General features: G+C 52.0%; 20 protein-coding genes and 1 tRNA gene. 7 read left to right on the plus strand and 14 right to left on the minus strand.

Annotation, left to right across the window (positions count from 1 at the left end; genetic code table 11):
• Window positions 1-29: 29 nt before the first annotated feature.
• Genes ACFO9Q_RS16510 through ACFO9Q_RS16520 form a run of 3 tightly spaced genes read right to left on the minus strand, consistent with a single transcriptional unit; the run spans window position 30 to window position 2,352 of the window.
• Complete coding sequence (locus tag ACFO9Q_RS16510; protein ID WP_379184026.1) at window positions 30-464, minus strand: CoA-binding protein; 435 nt, start codon at window positions 462-464, stop codon at window positions 30-32.
• Between the two features lie 3 nt (window positions 465-467).
• Window positions 468-1,766: a 3-phosphoshikimate 1-carboxyvinyltransferase gene (gene aroA / locus ACFO9Q_RS16515; protein ID WP_379184028.1), complete on the minus strand. Its 1,299-nt coding sequence runs from the start codon at window positions 1,764-1,766 to the stop codon at window positions 468-470.
• A gap of 43 nt (window positions 1,767-1,809) precedes the next feature.
• Window positions 1,810-2,352: a shikimate kinase gene (locus tag ACFO9Q_RS16520; RefSeq protein ID WP_379184030.1), complete on the minus strand. Its 543-nt coding sequence runs from the start codon at window positions 2,350-2,352 to the stop codon at window positions 1,810-1,812.
• 137 nt (window positions 2,353-2,489) lie between these two features.
• On the opposite strand from ACFO9Q_RS16520, the gene ACFO9Q_RS16525 reads away from it, so the two are divergent.
• Window positions 2,490-2,783, plus strand: a complete 294-nt coding sequence (locus tag ACFO9Q_RS16525) for a hypothetical protein (protein WP_379184032.1) — start codon at window positions 2,490-2,492, stop codon at window positions 2,781-2,783.
• A gap of 28 nt (window positions 2,784-2,811) precedes the next feature.
• Here ACFO9Q_RS16525 and gndA read toward each other — a convergent pair whose 3' ends face one another.
• Together gndA and ACFO9Q_RS16535 are read right to left on the minus strand one after the other, a co-directional pair.
• Window positions 2,812-4,224: an NADP-dependent phosphogluconate dehydrogenase gene (gene gndA / locus ACFO9Q_RS16530; RefSeq protein ID WP_379184034.1), complete on the minus strand. Its 1,413-nt coding sequence runs from the start codon at window positions 4,222-4,224 to the stop codon at window positions 2,812-2,814.
• A 234-nt stretch (window positions 4,225-4,458) separates the two neighbouring features.
• Window positions 4,459-5,055: a hypothetical protein gene (locus tag ACFO9Q_RS16535; protein WP_379184036.1), complete on the minus strand. Its 597-nt coding sequence runs from the start codon at window positions 5,053-5,055 to the stop codon at window positions 4,459-4,461.
• A 255-nt stretch (window positions 5,056-5,310) separates the two neighbouring features.
• Between ACFO9Q_RS16535 and ACFO9Q_RS16540 the strand changes: the two genes are divergently transcribed.
• A complete protein-coding gene (locus tag ACFO9Q_RS16540; protein ID WP_379184038.1) occupies window positions 5,311-5,961 on the plus strand; it encodes a YktB family protein in 651 nt (216 codons plus the stop codon).
• Between the two features lie 77 nt (window positions 5,962-6,038).
• Here ACFO9Q_RS16540 and ACFO9Q_RS16545 read toward each other — a convergent pair whose 3' ends face one another.
• The gene (locus tag ACFO9Q_RS16545; RefSeq protein ID WP_379184040.1) at window positions 6,039-9,065 is read right to left on the minus strand and encodes an efflux RND transporter permease subunit; all 3,027 of its coding nucleotides are present in this window, start codon (window positions 9,063-9,065) and stop codon (window positions 6,039-6,041) included.
• Window positions 9,066-9,350: 285 nt separating this feature from the next.
• Window positions 9,351-10,544, minus strand: coding sequence for an MFS transporter (locus tag ACFO9Q_RS16550; protein ID WP_379184043.1), 1,194 nt, complete (start codon window positions 10,542-10,544; stop codon window positions 9,351-9,353).
• 152 nt (window positions 10,545-10,696) lie between these two features.
• On the opposite strand from ACFO9Q_RS16550, the gene ACFO9Q_RS16555 reads away from it, so the two are divergent.
• Window positions 10,697-12,166 carry an aminotransferase class I/II-fold pyridoxal phosphate-dependent enzyme gene (locus tag ACFO9Q_RS16555; RefSeq protein WP_379184046.1) on the plus strand — a complete coding sequence of 490 codons (1,470 nt, stop codon included), beginning with the start codon at window positions 10,697-10,699 and terminating at the stop codon, window positions 12,164-12,166.
• A gap of 134 nt (window positions 12,167-12,300) precedes the next feature.
• A complete protein-coding gene (locus ACFO9Q_RS16560; protein WP_379184048.1) occupies window positions 12,301-12,711 on the plus strand; it encodes a DUF1885 family protein in 411 nt (136 codons plus the stop codon).
• Between the two features lie 88 nt (window positions 12,712-12,799).
• On the opposite strand, the gene ACFO9Q_RS16565 is transcribed toward ACFO9Q_RS16560, so the two are convergent.
• From ACFO9Q_RS16565 to ACFO9Q_RS16575, 3 genes are all read right to left on the minus strand, one after another.
• Window positions 12,800-13,111 (minus strand): DUF1292 domain-containing protein, encoded by a 312-nt coding sequence (locus tag ACFO9Q_RS16565; RefSeq protein ID WP_379184050.1) that lies wholly within the window; start codon window positions 13,109-13,111, stop codon window positions 12,800-12,802.
• A gap of 137 nt (window positions 13,112-13,248) precedes the next feature.
• Entirely contained in the window at window positions 13,249-13,812 is a 564-nt protein-coding gene (locus ACFO9Q_RS16570; protein WP_379184052.1) for a stalk domain-containing protein, read from the minus strand.
• A gap of 161 nt (window positions 13,813-13,973) precedes the next feature.
• Window positions 13,974-14,177 carry a hypothetical protein gene (locus ACFO9Q_RS16575; RefSeq protein ID WP_379184054.1) on the minus strand — a complete coding sequence of 68 codons (204 nt, stop codon included), beginning with the start codon at window positions 14,175-14,177 and terminating at the stop codon, window positions 13,974-13,976.
• Window positions 14,178-14,332: 155 nt separating this feature from the next.
• On the opposite strand from ACFO9Q_RS16575, the gene ACFO9Q_RS16580 reads away from it, so the two are divergent.
• A complete protein-coding gene (locus tag ACFO9Q_RS16580; RefSeq protein ID WP_379184056.1) occupies window positions 14,333-15,070 on the plus strand; it encodes an MBL fold metallo-hydrolase in 738 nt (245 codons plus the stop codon).
• A 57-nt stretch (window positions 15,071-15,127) separates the two neighbouring features.
• On the opposite strand, the gene ACFO9Q_RS16585 is transcribed toward ACFO9Q_RS16580, so the two are convergent.
• Both ACFO9Q_RS16585 and ACFO9Q_RS16590 read right to left on the minus strand, forming a co-directional pair.
• A complete protein-coding gene (locus tag ACFO9Q_RS16585; protein WP_379184058.1) occupies window positions 15,128-15,382 on the minus strand; it encodes a DUF3892 domain-containing protein in 255 nt (84 codons plus the stop codon).
• A 67-nt stretch (window positions 15,383-15,449) separates the two neighbouring features.
• The gene (locus tag ACFO9Q_RS16590) at window positions 15,450-15,617 is read right to left on the minus strand and encodes a hypothetical protein (RefSeq protein ID WP_379184060.1); all 168 of its coding nucleotides are present in this window, start codon (window positions 15,615-15,617) and stop codon (window positions 15,450-15,452) included.
• Window positions 15,618-15,776: 159 nt separating this feature from the next.
• Between ACFO9Q_RS16590 and ACFO9Q_RS16595 the strand changes: the two genes are divergently transcribed.
• Both ACFO9Q_RS16595 and ACFO9Q_RS16600 read left to right on the plus strand, forming a co-directional pair.
• Window positions 15,777-16,634, plus strand: coding sequence for an N-acetylmuramoyl-L-alanine amidase (locus ACFO9Q_RS16595; RefSeq protein ID WP_379184062.1), 858 nt, complete (start codon window positions 15,777-15,779; stop codon window positions 16,632-16,634).
• Between the two features lie 77 nt (window positions 16,635-16,711).
• A tRNA-Val gene (locus tag ACFO9Q_RS16600) sits at window positions 16,712-16,786 on the plus strand.
• A gap of 540 nt (window positions 16,787-17,326) precedes the next feature.
• Here the strand turns inward: ACFO9Q_RS16600 and ACFO9Q_RS16605 are convergent.
• Window positions 17,327-18,538 (minus strand): MFS transporter, encoded by a 1,212-nt coding sequence (locus ACFO9Q_RS16605; protein ID WP_379184064.1) that lies wholly within the window; start codon window positions 18,536-18,538, stop codon window positions 17,327-17,329.
• 22 nt (window positions 18,539-18,560) lie between these two features.
• On the minus strand, window positions 18,561-19,796 hold the full coding sequence (locus ACFO9Q_RS16610) for a multidrug effflux MFS transporter (RefSeq protein ID WP_379184066.1): 1,236 nt from the start codon (window positions 19,794-19,796) through the stop codon (window positions 18,561-18,563).
• Window positions 19,797-19,843: the final 47 nt, after the last annotated feature.

Below are 19,843 nucleotides of genomic sequence, written 5' to 3' on the forward strand. Positions count from 1 at the left end.
GTGGGAGAGAGGAGTGAATTTTATTATTGTCAGGTTCTGGGTCGTCCTTCAGGCAGAAGAATGGAATCCTCGACCTTGATACAACGGTCCATGATGACTTCTAATCCCGCAGCGCTCGCGATGGAAGCCGCTTCTTCATTAACAATGCCCAGTTGGAGCCACAGCACCTTAGCACCAATCGCTGCCGCTTCTTCCGCTATAGGCGGCGTATGCTCGGGACGACGGAAGACATTGACGATATCTACCGGCTCAGGTATATCAGCAAGAGATGCGTAGCTCTTCTCTCCTAATATGCGATCTGCACTAGGATTAACAGGTATAATACGATAGCCCTTATTCTGCATAGCCTCGGACACCATGTAAGATACTCGGTCAGGCTTGTCTGATAATCCGACTACAGCTATCGTATGACTTGCCTCTAGAATCTCCTTAATCTGTTCGCGAGACGGATGCGTATAGGCCATCTCTTATGCCTCCTCCAGCCACTCAACGCTTGCGCCGAGCGCTCTTAAGTGATCGAAATAAATTGGGTATGACTTGGCCACATGATGAGCATCACGAATTCGAATCGGCTTATTCGCCCTCAATCCGACTACAGTCAGCGCCATAATGACGCGATGATCGTAGTGAGCGTTAATCTCGACTCCGCCTTCGACGCCTTCCGGACGGCCGTGCACGATAATCTCGCTCTGCTTCTCTTCGACATTCGCTCCTGCCTTGCGCAGTTCATTCAAGTAGTCGGTAATGCGGTCGCATTCCTTGTACCGTAGATTCTCAACATTGTAGAACCGAGAAGTGCCCTCTGCAAATACAGCTGCAGCAACCATGGCCAGCACGGCATCCGTAGCTTGATCTCCGTCGAATTCGACAGCCTTCAATCTGCCGGTACCTTGCACGTGCACCGTACCATTCTCATGAGTGAGCGGTACTTCCATCATACGAAGAACATCTACAATGGCACGCTCTCCCTGCTTGCTGTGCTCCTCCAGCCGGTGAATCGTCACATCGGACTGCGTCACGGCAGCAGCAGCAAGGACAGCCGCTGATCCAGGATAATCGCCTTGAACCATGTAGGTCTTCGCTTCATAACGTTGCCCGCCAGGAACTCGGTAATGCATCAGGTCGTCGCTAGCGTGAATAACAATTCCTGCCTGCGAGAGCACTTCCAGCGTCTGCCCAACCACAATGGCCGACTTGAGATCGTGAAGCACTTCAATCTCACTGTCTTCCTCCAGCAGTGGAGTGAGGAACAGTAGCGCGCTCAGGAACTGAGAGCTTACATTGCCAGACACTGTAATCTTCCCGCCTCTAGGCTTGCCGCCGCGAATCGTTATAGGGAGCTTGCCCTGGTTGTGCTCGACTGTAACACCAAGCTGACCAAGAGATTCGATTAGATCATCATGTGGTCGCTTGCCTAAGGAGTCTGGATAGCGATTAATGAATGTTACTTCCGGACATAGAGCCGTCACGGCCATCAGGAATCGAAGGACTGCGCCGGCATTGCCCACATCCAGCTCCTTCACAGGAGCAGGATTACGTCCGAAGCCCGTAATCGTAATCTTAGTCTCATCTTCTTCAAGAACCGCGCCAAGATCTCGGATACAGCGGCGCATCGCATCGCTGTCCTCGCTATGAGCGGGATAATGGATCGTGCTTGTGCCCTCAGCCAGTGCAGCAACCAGCAGGTAGCGGGTTGTGTAGTTTTTGGAGGACAGCGCCCCAAGCTCTCCCTTAAGAGTTGGAGTAGGAGTAACTAGAACATCCATCGTGTAATCTTCCCCTTATGTAGTAGTGTTAGATTCATGCAGCCTATTCGACCAGCTTCTCATGCTCTCTTCGTATGGCATGAACGACTTCCTCTGCCGACAGCAGCGTGGTGTCCACGGTATAGTGGGCGAACTGATAAGCATCCTTGCGCTCTTGCAGCAGCCTTATCACATTGCCCTTGGGGTCTCCTTGCAGGAGTGGACGTGATTGATCCGCCTGGACTCTCGTCATGATCTGCTCTGAATCACAAGTCAGCGCTACGACGAACCCGGATTGCAGCATTCTCTCACGATTATCTTCCCGTAGAACGGCTCCGCCCCCGGTAGCAATGACTGCTTGCTCTGGTGCAGCTAGAATACCGGCTAGTGCAGCACTCTCGATTCGGCGGAATTCCGCCTCACCCTTGCTTGCGAACAGCTCTCGCACACTCTCGCCTTGCAGCTGTTCAATCTCTTCGTCGACATCAACGCGTTGCCAGCCCAATTGGTCTGCCAGCAGACGACTGACCGTCGACTTGCCCGTTCCCATGAAGCCAACGAGCACAATTTTGCTCCCATTTGCTGCATCATTACGTGTTAAGTTCATTAAGTACCCCGCCTTACATTCACTCATTCTTCCTCATCATAGCATTTTTTCTAAGAGACGGGGTATAAAAATGTGCGAACTGTCGTATGGATGATAGTGGTGCTTGTATAAAAGAAATAGAGGAGTGACGATTCCAAATGGCCGACTCGCCAGAGCTCTCAATCCCTGATCCAACTCGGGGGCAGATCAATCGAATACTAGACCCGAACCATCCGCTGTGCAAGGAAGATGTTCTATGGATGCTTCAATATATTAAGAAAAAAGTGGCTGACGAAGATCCGTCGTTATTGGATCTGTCGCAGCCACGATTGCTTCGGAATTTTCATTTTTTTGCCGAGGCTTCCATGTCTCTTATCCAGAGAAGCCATTGTGCAGACTATGAAGCGGAGCGGCTGAGAACTTGGTTAGCCGAAGCTTCCTACGGCCTGTAGCTTCAGCGACGCTCCTCTCACCATGCTCCTAGGAATCGAGCCAGTTGAAGTGGAACGTGCCTTCCTTGTCCACACGCTTGAACGTATGAGCGCCGAAGTAGTCACGCTGTGCTTGCAGCAAGTTCGCTGGCAGACGCGCTGTACGGTAGCTGTCGAAGTAAGCCAGTGCGCTAGCGAATGCAGGAACTGGCGTACCGTTCGTCACCGCAGCGGCAACCACTTCACGCCAAGCGCCTTGGTAGGACTCGACAATGTTCTGGAAGTAAGGATCAAGCAGCAGGTTGTTCAGGTTCGGATCGCGGTCATAAGCGTCCTTGATGTTCTGCAGGAAGCGGGCACGGATAATGCAGCCTCCGCGGAAGATCATGGCGATATCGCCGTAGCGCAGATTCCAGCCATACTCTTCGGAAGCGGCGCGCATCTGAGCGAAGCCTTGTGCATAGGAGCAGATCTTGGAAGCGAACAGCGCCTTGCGAACTGCTTCGATGAAGGCACCCTTGTCGCCTTGGAACGGCTTCTGCTCTGGACCGTTAAGCAGCTTGCTTGCTGCGACACGCTCTTCCTTCATCGCTGACAGGAAGCGGGTGAATACGGATTCCGTGATGATTGACAGCGGAACACCGAGATCAAGGGAGCTCTGGCTTGTCCACTTGCCTGTTCCCTTCTGGCCGGCAGCATCCAGGATTACATCAACCATAGGCTTGCCAGTCTCAGGGTCATACTTGGAGAAGATCTCAGTCGTAATCTCGATTAGATAGCTGTCGAGCTCGCCCTTATTCCACTCTGCGAAGATCTCATGGAGCTCTTCCGCGCCAACGCCAAGTACATTCTTCAGCAGGTCGTAGGCTTCGCAGATCAGCTGCATATCGCCGTACTCAATGCCGTTATGTACCATCTTGACATAATGGCCAGCACCGTCTGGTCCGATGTAGGTACAGCAAGCATCGTCGCCAACCTTAGCTGAGATAGCCGTTAGGATCGGCTCAACGAGCTTGTAAGCTGACTCTTGTCCGCCCGGCATGATCGAAGGTCCGTTCAGCGCGCCTTCTTCACCGCCGGATACGCCGGTGCCGATGAAGCGGAAGCCTTTGGCTTCAAGGTCTTTGCTGCGGCGTACGGTATCAGGGAAGTAAGCATTACCGCCATCGATGATGATGTCGCCTTCGTCCAAGTGCGGAACAAGGGAGTCAATGGTAGCATCAGTACCCGCTCCAGCTTGTACCATAATGAGAATTTTGCGAGGCACTTCCAGCGATTGCACGAATTCTTCAATGGTGTAAGCAGGGACGAGATTTTTGCCTGCTGCTTCCTTAATCAGGTCATCTGTCTTCTCGCGGGAACGGTTGAATACAGACACGGTGAAGCCTCTGCTCTCAATATTCAGGGCAAGATTTTTACCCATAACGGCCAATCCGATAACACCAATTTGCTGTTTAGACATTTGGTTTCTTCCATCCTTTAATCTCAATTTTGGTCACAATACTGTTATTTTACTCTTTTTAGTCCCAGATGAAAACTATTTGCAAACAAAATGTGCGCTTTCCCGCATTAGACTTTCTAACCATCACCCCAAGATTCCCTTATATTTCCCTTAAGGATGTCTGTAATATGTAAAAAAGAAGAGCCGCTTGGAAGCTGTCGCTCTTCTCTTATAGGATACGCCTAATTATCACGGTTACAATTCCAGCTGCAGCATCTCGGAACGAAGAACGAGCAGCTTCTCCTTACTCTCCTGGATGGAAGCTTCGTGCCCTGCGAGCAGCGCTTCTTGTAGAACAGACAGTTCATAATCAAGCTCGTAGCGCAGGACGATCGCTCTCTCCTCCGCCCGCTTGGATTGATACGCCTGCATAATCTCTTCTATCGTTACGAACGGCTTCTTCTGATAAATAATGCGATGCTCCATTCCGGACACCTCCACCAGTCGTATAATTTCACCGAACATTATGTTCTCAATAACAATCTGACGATCCTTGATCCGCTTCACTACCGCATGTCCACGTGTGTCATTAATCAGCTTTTCAATCAACTCGGACAGCTTCTCGTCTTTAATCGTGTAATCACCAACAATTTTGTACCGACTCTTTATCCGTTGAAACCTCAGCTTGACGAGTTTGCGGCCCGTACGAACCGAGATGAGAAATTGCGTCTCAGTCTCGCTCCAGTACAAGGAGTACCCTTCCTGAATGAGATCACGGATGAGATTTTGGATTTGCCGGCGGTCAAATCGCAGCTCCAGATTGCAGTATTCGACTTCATAGCTCTTGTTCACGGCAATCCCTCCCTTACCTCGGTTTAGTTGACGAAATGTTCTGACAATTTAATCTTACCATTATCTTATACTCCATCTTATGTTATGGCAACTTGGTTTATTGACTATTTTTGAAGGAAATCCGCTTCAATGCCGCCCGTTTTTTCACTCATAATGCCGCGCTTGCTCTCTCGGAGGACAGGCAGCTCATAGACTAGTTATGGTATAATCCAATAATCAACCCTACACCATCGAACTAAGAGGAGATTATATTATATGACTGGAACGGCAACACAGAACTCTATATTCCAAGGCTTCACCAAGGAAGACTTCGACGTATTCGGGCTCGAAGGACTTCCAGCTCGGATGGCTGGCATTCAGAACCGAATCCAGCCCAAGTTCCGCGCGATTGGCGAGCTCATGATCCATGACATGACAGAGATGACTGGTCAGGAGATGCACCTGCACGTGGCCAAGCATCTGCGCAGAACAGTCAATCCTCCCAAGGATACTTGGCTCGCCTTCGCTCACAACAAGCGCGGCTACAAAGCCCACCCCCACTTCCAGATCGGCCTGTTCGATGACCATGCCTTCCTGTGGCTTGCTCTTATCTATGAACTGCCGAATAAGTCTGCTATTGCCTCCTCCTACCTCGCTCGATTGGACGAGCTCATGGACACCGTTCCTCCGGACTACATGCTCTCTCTCGACCATACGAAGAGTGACGCGCTAAGAACAGGGGATCTGACCAAGCAGGAGTGGAAGGAATCGCTTGTCCGCTTCCGAGATGTGCAGAAGGCTGAGCTGCTGATTGGCCGCCGTATTGATGCGGGAGATCCGCTGCTGCAGGATGGCGAGAACTTCCTCGCCTATGCGATAGATACCTTCAACACCTTAATGCCATGGTACAAGCTGGCAATGGCATAAGCTGTTACAATCGCTAGTCACAAGGAGAGGCTGCCCACTTGAGCAATATGCTCGAGTAGGCAGCCTCTATTCGTTCATTAGGTTGTTATGGTTGCAGACTCTGCCTCCCGCACGTTGTTCAGCTGGCGTCTCTGCTTGCGAGACTTGCGGAAGAAGAACAGCTCGTAGATACATGGCACGATAATTAGCGTGAGCAATGTCGCAGCAATGAGTCCGCCGATCACCACGATAGCCAAGCTCTGCGATACGATGCTTCCGCTCTCGTGCGAGCCGAATACGAGCGGAAGCATGGCGGACACCGTAGCCAGAGCGGTCATAATAATAGGCCTCATCCTCGTTGCCGCAGCTTCAATTAGAGCCTCACGAATCGACATCGTCTCCTCATTATGCTTCACCCGATCGATGAGCACAATTGCATTGGTCACAACAATCCCAATGAGCATGAGCGCACCGAACATAGCGGTGAAGTCAGGCGTTACTCCCGATATGAGCAAGCCTCCGATTGCACCGATGGCTGCCAGCGGCAAGGAGAACAGAATAGCGAGCGGTCCTCGAAGCGTCTTGAAGGTCAGCACCATAATCAAGTATACGATACCGATAGAGATAAGTGCAGTCGTTGCCAGATCTGTGAAGTCGCTGGATTGATCAACAGACGCGCCGCCTATCGCCAGCTTGACTCCTTGCGGCAGCTTGAGCCTATCTGCCTTCTCCTTAATCTCCTTCCCTATAACGGACAGCTTGCTAGGATCAACTGTAGCTGTGACCCTCACGTACGGCTTGCCTTCCTTGTGGTAGAGCAGGCTTGCCTCTTCCGTCTTCACGAGCTTAGCTACCTTCTCTACCGGCTGCGGGCCCGTCGCTGTCATGACGGTCAACCCCTTAAGGCCCTCAGGCGAATCCGGCTTAGCAATCGGCAACAGGGTGACCGCCGTATCCCGTCCTTCCAGCGTAATGGTTCCGATCGGCATAGGGTTAATGAGACCTTGCAGCTGCTGCGCGACTTCCCCGCCCGATGCCAGCACTGGATTAACCTCGAAGGTATAGACCGGCTTCATCTCCTCGAGATTGCTCTGAACCTTCTCTACCCCTTCAACCGATTGCACATCCTTCGTCAGTTGTGCAGCCGCTGCCGCGAGTTGTTCCGGATCATCTCCAGTCACGTCCACGAATACTTGAGAGGAGCCCCCGCCCATCAGGAAGTCTGTCGCGTTCACCGTCAGCTCCGCTCCCTTGTATTCGGATTGCTGCTGGCGAACCTTCTCCATGAACACTTCTGCATCCGAGCCTTCCTTGAGATGGATCAAGAAGGTCACTAGGGTAGGCGATGACACCGCACCATACTTAGCTCCGTCTGAACTGTTGCCCATCTGCATGAGCGCCCAGTCTATCTCCTCCAACGTCAATAAGGACTTCTCCAGCTTCGTTCCTTGCTGAAGCACTTCCGCAGTCGGAGTCTCACTCGGGTATTGCAGCGATAGGTTAATGTTCTCACTGCTCGAGGAGTCGAGCGCTCCCTTCGGCATGAGGGCATATGCACTAATGGAGCCGACTAGCAGAATAGCAGCAGTCAGCAGTGGAATCCACTTATGCTGCAGACTCCATCGGATGACTGAAGTGAATCTTGGAGGGGTTGCCGCATCCTGCTTGTTCCCGCTCCGCAGCAGCACCGAGCTAAGCAGCGGCACGACGGTAAGAGCTACGAGCAGCGAAGCAAGCAGAGAGTAGGTTACCGTCAATGCGAATGGAAGCAGGAACGCCTGAAGGGATCCTCTGAGCAGCCCCATCGGCAGGAACACCGCAACCGTGACGAGTGTGGAGGACGTAATCGCTGTCGCCACTTCCTTCGTCGCATCCGTAATGAGCGGAATGGAGAGTGGCTCGCGCTGCAATCTACGGTGTATGTTCTCTATGACAACAATACTATCGTCGACTAGTCGCCCAACCGCAACGGCTACACCGCCTAAGGTAATGATATTAAGTGACACACCTGACAATTGGAGCAGATACAAGGTAATTCCAAGCGATAGAGGAATTGATACAATCGTAATGAGAGTCGCGCGCACATTGCGCATGAACAACAGGATGACAATCGTCGCGAACAATGCCCCTAACAGCACTTCACGAAGCATGCTGTTCACTGAAGTTACAACGGATTCCGAGGTACTAAGAATGATGGAAGCATCTATTCCGTCTATGTCCTCGTTCACTCGCTCTACCGTATCCTCTACAGCCTTGCCTACACGAACCGCATTGGCATCTCCAGACTTGGACACCGTGAACATAATGGCGTCCTTGCCATCAATTCGCGAGACGCTCTCCAGACTGCGGTCAAGCTGGACCGATGCTACATCGCCGAGAACTACACCCGGGGCTAGCGGGAGCTTGCGAAGCGTAGCGAGATCCTTAATCTCATCTCGTACGTTAATGCTGCTGGCCTGACCATCAATGGTCTGCTCTCCGACCGATGCCGACACGCCTCTCCCTTGCAGCATTCCCATCAGTGCGGCTGCCTGTATTCCCTTCTCAGCAAGCCGATCCGGGAGCGGCTTCACGGTCACAGCAGGAGAGGACTTGCCGCTGACACTAACTTCACCAGCCCCATCCGTCTTCTGCAGCTCAGCTGTCACTTCCTTCATCTTCGCTTCCTTCTCACCCTCACTGAGACCGTCATCGAAGGTCAGCGTCACCCATGAGATAGGAATCATCGACGTATTGAACTGTACGACGAATGGAGGCATTACACGCTCCGGAAGCTGCACCTGGGAGACAGCACGTTCGATCTCCGCCTTCGCTTCCTTCATATCCGTCTTGGCATCGAAGTTCAGAGACACCTGCGCATATCCATTGCCCGAAGTGGAGAACATCGAGCTTTTGCCCTTCGTATAAGCGACTGCTCCTTCAAGCGGCTCCGTTACGAGCTTCTCCATGGATGCTGCATCATAGCCTTGACCGATGGCCGTGACCATAACTTGCGGATTATCCGCTTCAGGGAGGAATTCCATCGGCAGCCTGAAGTAGCTCATTACCCCCATTCCTAACGCCATCACTACAATTAGCAGAATTGCTGCCTTGTTGCGGAATGACCATTCCGTCCATTTACTCATTTTCTCCCCGGCTCCTTCTTCTCTCATCCGATTTTTGTCATTTCTGTCTAATAACCTCTACCATCATAACGGATGAACGATCCAGCCTGGAAACGTCTGAAGTCTGTATTTACTACTGTCCTCAGGTCTTAGCCGCCCTCCGCCTCAAGGCGGGGATTGCTTCGATTAGGTGCATGAGACGCCATGAAGTGACAGCAAACACCAAAAAAAAGCACCCCTCCCATCAGAAATCTGATGGGAGGGGTGCTTTTTTTTGGTGCAGTATAGCTGCTTGATTACACGAGATTATGCTGTCTCCGTCTTGTCCACCTGTACGTCATAGTCAACCTGCCTGAACTTGAGGAGCAGGAGCAGAGCTGCGATCGAGAGTATACCGCCCATGACGAACGGCAGCTGCAGATTAATCGTAAGCAGGAATGTACCGGCGAGCGGCCCGATAATTCGGCCCAGGCTGTCCATGGAGGAGCTGAGTCCGGAAGCCACTCCTTGGCCCACCTTCGTCTTCTGCGTAATGAGCGATGTCACGCAAGGACGAATGAGCGCATTGCCTACCCCGAATATCGCAAGCGAGATCGTTGCCCAGATCAGCGAGTGGGAATAGAGCAGCAGGAAGAATCCGATCGCGGAGATGACAAGTCCGATCCCGATATACTTCGGCTCCTCCCCCTTCTTAATATACCGGCGAACGACTCCGCCCTGTATGAGCGCCCCTACTAATCCACACACTAGGAACATCATCCCTACTTGCAGCGGAGTCACATCGAAGCGTTCAATGCCGAATAGCTGCAGAGTAGCCTCCATCCCCGCTAGGGACAAGGTGACGAAGAACGCCATCACATACAAGTACTTGGATGGCCCGCTGAAGGCTGTCCAGCGAGACGGCCTTGGCTCCGCCTTGCTTCTCCTCTGCTCCGGGAGGAGAGATTCCGTTAACTTAGCCGCAGCCAGCAGCAGGGTAATGAAGGCTAGACCTGCCGCTGCGTAGAATGGAGCTGAATTAGAGATCTCGCTAAGCAGGCCGCCCACGCCGGGTCCGATTGTGAAGCCAAGCCCAATCGACATGCCGACGAGGCCCATTCCCTTCGTTCGCTGCTCGGGCGGCGTAATATCCGCCACATAGGCGACGATAACCGACGTCACTGCGCCGGAGAACAATCCGCCTAGTATACGAGCCAGGTACATCATGGGCAAGTTAAGGTCTCGTGTGGCAAGCCCGAACAGCAGGAAGGAGATGCCGAAGCCAGCAACACCTATAAGAATAATAGGACGTCTGCCCAGCCGATCGGATAACCCTCCCCATAGCGGGGATAAGATGAAGGATACCGCGGAATAGATCGCAAGGAGCAATCCCGTATGCAGCTCCTTGGAATCAGGATCCGCTTGCGTAATAACCTCCGGCATGACCGGAATAATAATTCCGAATCCGATGAAGGTTGTCATTAGTGTAATCATTACAATAAGTAGTCGTCTGTCTCTCATCCGTTATCCCTCCACTCGTTAATGGTAACATAATCATGTCCGGCTTGGTTATGAACAAATGAAGAACATCACAATTAGTCGTTTGCATTAGAGCTTGGATTTGCTATACTGAGCCTTGTTTGTACATCAGAAGAAAGGCTGGGATGCTAGTCATGAATCATAACCAAACCCCGCTCTTCAGCGCGCTTCGCCGCCATGCGGAGCAAGAGCCCGTTCAGTTCCATATCCCGGGACATAAGAAGGGCAAGGGAAGCGACTCCGAATTCCGAGAATTCATCGGCGACAATGCACTGTCGATCGATCTGATTAATATAGCGCCGCTTGATGACCTGCATCAGCCTACCGGCGTTATTGAAGAAGCGCAGAAGCTGGCTGCCGATGCATTCGGTGCAGATTATACCTACTTCTCCGTACAGGGCACCAGCGGAGCTATTATGACGATGATTCTCACGGTATGTGCCCCCGGGGATAAGATTATCGTGCCCCGCAACGTGCACAAGTCGATTATGGCCGCTATTATTTTCGCAGGAGCGCGTCCTATCTTCATCTCGCCTGCCCGGGATTCGAACCTCGGAATCGACCATGGCATTACGACCCGCTCTGTACGCCGCGCGCTAGAGAAGCATCCCGATGCTAAGGCGGTGCTCGTCATTAATCCCACTTACTTCGGGATCTGTGCCGACTTGAAGGAGATTGTGGATCTGGTGCATATGTATGACATTCCTGTCCTTGTCGATGAAGCCCACGGTGTGCTCATCCACTTCCATGACAAGCTGCCGATGTCGGCGATGCAAGCCGGGGCCGATATGGCCGCAACAAGCGTACATAAGCTTGGCGGTTCGATGACACAGAGCTCCGTTCTTAACGTCAAGGAAGGGCGTATTAACCCTTATCGTGTTCAGACGATTATATCGATGCTGACGACAACCTCCACCTCTTACATTCTGCTTGCCTCCCTAGACACCTCACGACGCAACTTGGCGCTCAACGGGCATCAGCTTGCGGAACAAGCAATTGCGTTAGCCCAATATGCAAGAGCGGAGATTAACAAGATTCCAGGATTGTACAGCTTCGGTGACGAGATTCTAGGCGATGAAGCGACCTTCGACTATGATCCGACGAAGGTATGCATTCACGTCAGACATCTGGGTATTACCGGATACGAGACTGAGAACTGGCTCCGGGACAACTTCAATGTAGAGATTGAATTAAGTGATATGTATAACATTCTTTGCCTAGTTACGCCTGGAGATACATCCGACAGCATTGAGAAGCTGCTGCAGGCGCTTCGCGCACTATCGGAACAGTTCCATGAGGGGGCAGAGGCACGCGAGCTAGTTGTGAAAATTCCGGACATCCCTCAGCTCAGCTTAACCCCTCGAGATGCCTTCTACGGACAGACTCAGGTGATTCCGTTCAAGGAATCGGCTGGCCGAATTATTGCCGAGTTCATCTATGTGTACCCGCCAGGTATTCCGATTCTGCTGCCGGGAGAGGTCATCTCGCAGAAGAACATTGATTACATCGTCGATCATGTAGAAGTCGGTCTTCCGGTGAAGGGACCTGAGGACCGCAGCATCGAATTTGTTAAGGTTATTTTCGAAGAAGAGGCGATCTCTTAACGATTGCTGACGGCCAGCCTAACTCCTGATGGGGGTAGGCTGGCCGTCTTCGTCTTGCCCGTGGGTATGGCTGATGTTCCACATATTGTCACTGCTCGGCAGCTCATGCTATGATGGAGCAGGGGTGGACTAGGATGAGTCAGAGCGCTTACATTAAGCTCGTGCAAGGCTCGGCAGTAGATACGATATCGCTGGAGGACGTGAAGAACAGGCTGCTGGAATACCGTCGCCAGACTTCACTGACCGGCGCTCAGCTTGATTGGAATTATGCAGAGGCGGCATTCCCTTATACGATTGAGTCGAAGGATGACGGATGGTTCTATCTGCAAGGCATGAATCCGCTCTACAAATTCATCATCTTCGGTGTCGGGGAGACGGAGCGGGGCGAGTCTCAGGTTCCATGTATTCAAGTCGTGCTGCCTGACGGCTCCACGCATGGCGACAAGGCTAAGGCGAACGAATTCTGCAAGTATCTGGGCAAGCACCTTCAAGGAGAGCTCACCATGTTCAACGGTCGAACCGTCTATTATTATCCTCGCAAGTAGGACTTCCATAGGAATGAACGAACGCCGGGACAGCTTAGCTTGTCCCGGCGTTCGTTGCAGGCTGGATAGCCAGCCTTAAGAGGTGAACCTACTTGGATTCATTCTCTTGTGTCGCAATGCGCTCGTAGATCGCGGTTACGCGATCCCACTCTGCATCGTCTTCAATTCCAACCAGGTAGGCTTCGTCGTTCTCTTCCTCGATGCGGAAGATGACGCCGTCCGCTTCCGGGTCATTGCGGTCCAGCAGAACCGCATAGCCCATATTCTCGGATTCAAACGTATACACCATGACCATCTCGCGCTCTTGGCCCTCGTCGTCAGTTACGATAAATACACTCTCATCATGCTCATGATCGTGGCCGCAGCCGCAGTCATCTCCGTGCTTATGTTCTTCGCTCATGTCGTTACCTCGCCCTCACAATGGTTCTCTGAATATAACACCCTCGTATCGTATCATGACCCGCGCTCTTGGTCAAACGACAAAAAAGCCCCTCTCCTGCTAAGGAGAAAGGACATGAAGTGAGCGTAACTATGGTGCTATTGTGAAGTAATTAGCTTCTCCGATACTAACGACCAAGGGTCCCCTGCATCTGCCTTCAGATAGAATCGAACGGCATACTTCCCAGAGTATTCGAAGTTGTACTTAATATCCTCTGTCCGGTACCAGAAGTTGTCCTTCGCAATATTGACGTTCTGGGATTGAATGACCTTCTCATTGCCATAGGGATCGAATACCGATACCTTGACAGCGGCAACATCCGTCTTCAGATTGTCAATCTGGGAGAAGACATTGAAAGTGTATCGATTCCCCTTCACTACATTGCCGAAGATAACCTTGTCTTGGAACAGAATCATATGCACATTCGGCTTGTAGATCGAGGCCTTCTTCGCTCCACCGTCCCACTCTACAATAGCATGCATGGATTCGGCCAGTTCTCTCACAGGCAGATATACCTTACCGTCCTCAAGGATTCCCCCTTCGTCCAGATTCATGCCATTGAGTACAACCCGCACCTTCTGGGCAGCTGAATCGGCGAATAACATAGAACCGCCCCACAGCGATAGTATCGATAGCAAGATAAGCACCTTCTTGAACTTCATGGCTGCTATAACCCCCGTCCGCTTAATGATGTCGTAAGGTTATACTCCTGCCTGGAGGTAAAGTTGCGCGCTTTCTCCAATTCTTTTGCTAGCGTCTATCAGACTCTGCATCTGTTGTCAAATCCTGTCCATTCCTGCGTTTGCCTGGGAAATACTACTCCTTATCCCCACGTTCTTGTGAGGATGCACGGCACACCCTTCCCTACCGCCCCCGGCTCGCTCATTCGTTCCAGATAATCCATTCCTCTCGCACATGGTGTTTTGCATACCGCGCATGTCCCTGACATAACCAGCTTATAATGGAACTGCTTCTTATCGGTTGATGCGGTCTTCTTCTTGACGGCCTTGCCTTTGCCTTTGCTCATGGGCTCTCCCCCTGCTCTCGCCTGCAATTTACTTCTGCTTCATCATATGTAGGCAAGGGCGAATGCGTATCTGCGGATTGTCACGTTTGGCGATTTTTAGTACAGTGTGGGTAATGTATAACGTACAGGAAGGCCACAACAAGGATAGGGAGTGAATGAAGCAGGTGGACATTCAGATGCTGGGAACAGGAAGCGCCTTCGCCAAAAAATACGACAACAACAACGCCCTTATTGCATCAGGCGGCCGCAAGCTGCTGCTCGACTGCGGGATTACGCTGCCCCGAGCGCTTCATCAAGGGGGTCTCACCTTCGGTGATCTCGATGCGGTCCTCATCAGCCATATCCATGCGGACCACGTAGGAGGATTAGAGGAATATGCGTTCCAGATGCGCTTCATCTATGGGCGCAAGCCCGTTCTGTATATAGCGGAGTCGCTCATTGAGCCATTATGGGAACAGACGCTCAAGGGAGGCTTGACGCAAGAGGGGCTGCAGTCGATGGATGACTTCTTCGAGGTCCGGCCTCTAACAGAAGGTGTGGAAGCTGAGCTGCTGCCGGGTATTAGAGTTCGTCCTCTGCGGACGGAACATATAGAGGGGAAGAACAGTTATTCATTCGTCATCAACGGAAGCTTCTTCTACTCTGCGGATATGAAGTTCAACCCTTATCTGCTGGAGCAGCTCGTGAATGATGGCGTGGAAGTGATCTATCATGATTGCCAGCTCTACTCTCCGGGTGTAGTCCATGCGAGCTTGGATGAGCTGCTCACCCTCCCTCCTTCCATTCAGGAGCGCACGTGGTTGATGCATTACGGGGACAATCGTGAGGATTATGATGGTCGCACGGGTCTCATGAGATTCGTGGAGCAGGGCAAGCGTTATACTTGGTCATAAAAAAGTAAGCAAAAAGCCCTCTCGAGTGTACGAGAGGGCTTATTCTATCAGAAGCTTCTAGAACAACGGCAGCTGATCCAAGTTGTTCGTCGGATCCCCGTCAGCATCACCGCGGATATACTGCTCTCCATCCTTGCCCTTGAATACGTTCACTCCAGCCAGTTGTCCGGATTGAACGGCTTGCAGCGCACTCGCGTAATCCAGCACCGCTCCAGATGATGTCTGGAACGCGGTTAGGTCTCCGTCCCCATTCTTCTGCACCGCTACGATATGCTCCCTGTTATCCGCCTGTCCAATGCCATTAACGTCCATGCTGATTCCTCCTGTTCATGTCTCGTTATTGGGCTTGCGACATTAGGATGTGCGGGTATCGAGTATATTATTCTCGCTTCGTCACCTCAGGAGGCAGCTTCCTCCTCCAGACGAAGAGCTGATCATACGCCATGGAATCGTAGAGAACGAATCTTGCCACACATGCGAGCACAATCCCACATATGGAGAACAACGCTAGTAACCATACAGCTAAGTGAACATATTGAACCAACAAGCGCAACCGCCTCCTGCAGAGCTTTCTACCACCATATGCTTCACAAGGCAGAATAGAACAAATTCTCGAGCGGGCTTGGTGCTTATAGCTAGGTCAGATTCAGCTGGATAAGCATACCAATGGTATAGATGGTTAAGATTAGGAGAGGAGGAATCCAGCATGCAAATTCAGAATAATTTCATGTTGTTTACTAGTTGGCAAGAAATGAAGGCATGGCTGTATGCTCAGGTGGTCACGCGCAAGATTTTGCTCATTCAAAACCACCATACAGCAGTACCGAACTATAGTCACTTTGATGGGTCAAATCACTTTGCAAGACTCGAAGGGATGCGATCTTTTCACGTTCATACTCGCGGCTTCTCCGCTACGGCGCAGCACTTCACCACGTTCCCAGATGGATCTATCGGAGTCTCTCTCGATCGGACGATGGATGATATTCCTGCTGGCATCAAGGGGGCGAATGCATACGGCATCTGTATCGAGCATCTTGGCAACTTTGACATTGGAGCTGATCAGATGACCGCCGCGCAGAAGCAAGCCGTTATCGCCCTTAATCGGATGCTATGTGAGAAGTTCAATCTGCCGATCGACACCGAACACGTCGTCTATCATCATTGGTGGAGCGCTCAGGGAAGTGCCGTGTATGACTTGAAGACAGGTAGCAAGCTTGCTGGGACATCTGCCAAGTCATGTCCTGGTACTGGTTTTTTTGGAGGCAATACAGTTGTTGCCGCTCAGAATAACTTCATTCCATTAATTAAGCGTATGACGACTGAGGAGCAACGAGAGGAGGATCAGCCTATGACGAATGAGGAGCGGCTGCAATTCGAAGCACTGGTTAAGCGGGTGACGAAGCTGGAGAGTGAACGCAGCATGCCTGTGCCTGTGTGGGCGAAGGCAGCCGTAGAGGCTGCGGTTCAAGCGAAGCTCATTGATACGCCGGATGGAGGCTCCAAGGACTTCTATCGCCTGCTAGCCTTGATGCATCGCAGAGGGTTACTCACGAAGACTAAGTAGCAGGATAGGAAAAGAAAAAAATATTAAAAAATAACTTGTCATTGCCTCTGCTTCTGTGTTATTATAATTTCTGTTGCTGGACGGTAGCTCAGCGGGAGAGCACTACCTTGACAGGGTAGGGGTCATGGGTTCGATCCCCATCCGTCCAACCATAATTGCTAATTATTAAACCCTTGATATTCAAGGGTTTTTTTGTTGTATTTAACTGATTGCCTATAGCTGGACAATGCAGCTCCTCCTGCATCCATGAACGTACGCACCACGCCACGCTTGCTTGCTTACTCTACCCCGCTGACAGGGGCCAGCCCGTCATTCAGGTGCATTTCTGCACCTGGATGGCCTGCTGGCCGGGGCCAGCCCGTCATTCAGGTACATTTTTGCACCTGGATGGCCTGCTCGCCGTTGCCAGCCGTTCATTCAGGTGCATTTCTGCACCTGGATGGCCTGCTGGCCGGAGCCAGCCCGTCATTCAGGTGCATTTTTGCACTTGGATGGCCTGCTGGCCGGAGCCAGCCCGTCATCCAGGTGCATTTTTGCACCTGGATGACCCACTCCGTACGCTGCAGCATCACATTCCGATGCTATAGCCCCTGCTGGCCGGGGCCAGCCCGTCATTCAGGTGCATTTCTGCACCCGGATGACCCGCACGCCGTAGCCAGGGTCTGGTTTTTTTTATGAACCTCGTTAAGCACTCACTCTGCCTTAAGCCCGCCTGCCCCCTCTTCCTCCATCCCCCTAGGCTTATATGCGAAGCCGAGCAGCGCGAACAGTCCGAATGCCGCTCCGAGGAATACGAACAGGCTGGACAAGGATACATAGCGCATGCCGAGCCCAGCAAGACCTGGTCCGATGATGCTCCCTAGGCTGAAGTGTATCGATGCAATGACATTGGCGGCGGGCAGGATCGGCCTTGGCAGAACATCAGCCGCATACGCAAGCCCCAAGGAATAGAAGGACCCTACCATCCCGCCTCCTACAACGAATAGCAGCATGAGCAGCAGCCTATGATCGCCAGCCGCCGGAATGAGGAAGAACACAATAGAACCAATCACGCCACATCCAATCAACACCGGCTTCCTTCCGATGCGATCGCTCCACATGCCTAGCGGCAGCTGCAGAATGAGACTGCCGACGCCGAAGGCAAGCAGCAGAACGGACAGCCAGGCTTGACTTAGCCCAATCCGCAGCCCGTACAGCGGGAAGGTGCTGTTCATGGAAGCTTCCAGGAAGCCATAGAGGAACCCTGGAATGAGGACGAACCATGCGAGCTTATACGTTCGAATATATCGGTTCTGCTGAGCAGTACCTTCCTTGACTCGTTCAGGCTTCTGATTCGGAAGTCGTATGACCAGCAGCAGCACGAGCAGGAATAGGCCGCTGCTTACTAGGAAGGGCACAGCTTCACCAAGCGGCAGCAGATTAAGTCCGAGCGGCCCCAGACTGAATCCTGTCCCGTAGGACATCCCGTAGAGCGAGATATACGTGCCTCTACGATCTGCCGGACTCGTACTCACGATCCACAGCTGAGTGGAATAATGCAGAGCACTATCCCCCACGCCAACGAGAAGCCTCAGGATGAACCACACCGTCAGCGACTTCCCGACCGGGAACAGCAGCATCGCCGCCGTCACAAGTACAATACCCGCCAGGATGACCTTCCGATAGCCGAATCGCTGGACCGGCTTCTCGATGAAGAACATGGTGCAGAACACACCGATATACAGAGCAGCTGAGTTCATTCCATTCCTGTCAGCAGATACGCCAGACTGATCCAGTAATATCGACAAGAGCGGCAGCAGCAGCCCTTGTGACAAGCCTGCCACCATGACAACCAAAAATAATACGACGAATTGATAACGAGCGGATACTCCGCCCTTGTCTACACTCTCAAGTCTTGATGTCATTCGTTATCTGTCCCCTTGCTTATCATTGCTTCTGCTCGCCTCTCTGACCGACAAGCGCCATGTAGCATAGTACCGCTCCAAGCTCAGCACCTGCTATTACTAAGCCCATGGGCAGAGCGGTCCCCTCGCCTCCAAGTCCGACTAACGGCGCAACGACGCCTCCGAACAGATAGGTTAGTACTCCAAGCAAGGCAGAGGCGCTCCCAGCCGCTTGACCATAATTCTGCATTGCCAGTGAGAAGCCGGTGGTAGTCACAATCCCTACACTAGCTACAACAAGGAATAAGCATAGCAGAATCAGAGCCAGCCCTCCCCCGGCAAGGAGCACAGCGAGCAGACCGAACCCGCCAAGCGCAGCTATACCTATCCCCGTTAAGAATAGAGTCCCTTCACTGAAGCGATTCACTAACCTCCCTGTCAGTTGTCCAGCGAAAATAATACCAAGTCCATTCATTCCGAAAATAAAGCTAAATAACTGAGGCGATACGCCGTACAGACCTTGGAGGACAAATGGAGACCCAGAGATGTAGGCAAACATTGCCCCCATCACAAGCCCTTGAGACAAGGCATATCCGACAAACAAACGATCTCTCAGTAAAATACGGAAGGTGGACAGCATGTTCCGCAAGCCTCCCTTGGATCGACGGACTGCTGGCAGTGTCTCGTGAAGGCCAACGATAACGCCCAGCAGCATGAGCGCACCTATTCCTGCCAACACGAGGAATACCCCTCGCCAAGAAGTCACTTGCAGCAGACTAGCCCCTAAGATCGGAGCCAATATAGGAGCCGATCCATTAATCAGCATGAGCAGGGTGTAGAACTTGGTCAGCTCCTTGCCTTCGTACAGATCTCTCACAATCGCTCTCGATATGACAATTCCAGCAGCTCCAGCCACACCCTGCAGAAATCGCAGAACGACGAATATTCCGATGTTAGGCGCAGCCATGCAGAGTAGAGATGACGCCGAATATAAAGCAAGTCCTGCTAGCAGCGGCATCCGCCTACCTCTAACATCGCTAATCGGTCCGGCGAGCAATTGGCCGAGTGCAAGTCCAAGCAGACAAGCGGTTAGACTAAGCTGTGTCAGAGAAGTACTGGCCTTAAGATCCTCGGACAGAATCGGCAGCGACGGCAAGTACATATCTAGAGACAGAGGTCCGAAGGCCGATAGAGAGCCTAATAGGATGGCGAACCATAGCCTTCTCCCCCGGCCCAATGTCTGGGAGTTGATGTTAGTATGGCCTTGAAGTGTTCTCATATGATGATTCGCTCCTAACTGTTCATGCAACATATATCAGATACACT

Origin of the sequence: Paenibacillus sp. GCM10023252 (assembly GCF_042653305.1) — a bacterium.
Taxonomy (GTDB): domain Bacteria; phylum Bacillota; class Bacilli; order Paenibacillales; family Paenibacillaceae; genus Pristimantibacillus.